This is a genomic window from Herbaspirillum sp. C9C3, assembly GCF_013359625.1.
Lineage (GTDB): Bacteria > Pseudomonadota > Gammaproteobacteria > Burkholderiales > Burkholderiaceae_D > Herbaspirillum.
Genome location: NZ_JABFMQ010000059.1, coordinates 1 through 1374, shown reverse-complemented (window position 1 = coordinate 1374; position 1374 = coordinate 1). Strand labels below are relative to the sequence as shown.

At 50.1% G+C, this 1374-nt stretch carries 1 protein-coding gene and 1 pseudogene; both read right to left on the bottom strand.

Annotation, left to right across the window (positions count from 1 at the left end; translation table 11 throughout):
* Positions 1–122: 122 nt before the first annotated feature.
* Positions 123–734, bottom strand: a complete 612-nt coding sequence (locus tag HNO82_RS22050; protein ID WP_175345151.1) for a hypothetical protein — start codon at positions 732–734, stop codon at positions 123–125.
* Positions 735–1374, bottom strand: a pseudogene (locus HNO82_RS22045) (peptidoglycan DD-metalloendopeptidase family protein); the annotation flags it as partial.

Below are 1374 nucleotides of genomic sequence, written 5' to 3'. Positions count from 1 at the left end.
GCCCTCGGCGCCGGGATAGCGCACGCCCAGGATCATGTCACTCGCGGTGATGTGGACGGCAGAGAGCGCAACAGGGGGATCCGGCTCCTTGTCGCGCGATGGACGGATCGGTGTCTGCTTCTTCATTTTGAGTTGGATTTCCCCCCGATCTTTTCGCCGACATGAATCCATAAATTTCTAATGTCCGAGATTCGCGCCTTCTGTTTGCGCTTCACGTCATCGGAAATATGGAAGACGCTGTGCAGGAAAACGCCGTCACGCAGTTGGTAATAGGCGGTGTGGCAGGTGCTGGTTGGCCGGTATCCGCGCTCATTCCCAAGACTGCAGTCCACCTTGGCCGCATAGTTCTTTATTGGACGGAGGATAAATGGCGTCATCGGATAGATGAACATGGGGGTGACGCTCCAGTAGCCAATTTCTTCTTTGCTACGGTCACCCCAATGCTCTTCATCAGGTACTTCGTCCCAGACACCCATGTCAAAGCGAGCCTCTTCGCTAGAAGAAATGCAGAAATTTCCAAGCCATTTTTTTCGATCAGTGGACAAGAATACCGTGCAATAAGTGTCGCCGGAACTGGTGTTCCATGGAGAGGGCTTTTTAGAGATGGTCCATGTCTTGGGTATTTTCAGATCTTTTTTTACCAACTCCATGTCACTTGGGGGTAAGGCTTGGGTATTGCCGGATCTCATCAGGAAAATGAGAAATATAAATATGACACATTGAATTATTTGCATTTACGTTCCATCCATAGTGATAGTTTTTACCAACTGCGTTTCTTTCAAGCGTTCAGCTAAACTTTTGGGCTCTTTTGTATGAGGATCTTTCCCATTGATTGCTATTGCCACCGCTTTGACTATCGGTTCATCGATAACAGCGGACCTTATTTTCAAATTGATAGTTTTGAATTGGTTATCTCTAGCTCCAGCAGTCCAGTACCATCCGCCAGAATCCACAGCGTTATAGATATTGATCGAGAGTCTCTGCGGATCAGGAATTTTCGGAGCCTTGTCAGGTCGGGATGGATTCCACCAATCTGCCGCAAAGGATTTGGGAGATAGCCATCCCCGATAAACCCAATACTTCCCGTAATTCTCCCTTCCCGTCAGTTGCTTGATTCCACGCCCTCTGAACTTGGGCCCGTCTTCGGGCTCGATATTGCCGAGCTTTCCCGACAGATATTTGAGGTAACCGGGTTCCCTGGGCGCATAAAACCCCGCATCCTCCGGCTGAAAACTCTCATGCGTCGGCTTCCTGGCGAAGCTGACCGCCCCCTCCGCCATGATGACCAGGTACATGCATTCCACCGCCGCCTCACCCAAAAAATGCGTCATCCGCACCGGTGAATTGATCAGGTACTTGCGCATCACCTTGTTG

Excerpts from the sequence above, each read along its gene's own strand:
- HNO82_RS22050 (WP_175345151.1), bottom strand. The coding sequence starts at position 734 with ATGCAAATAATTCAATGTGTCATATTTATATTTCTCATTTTCCTGATG.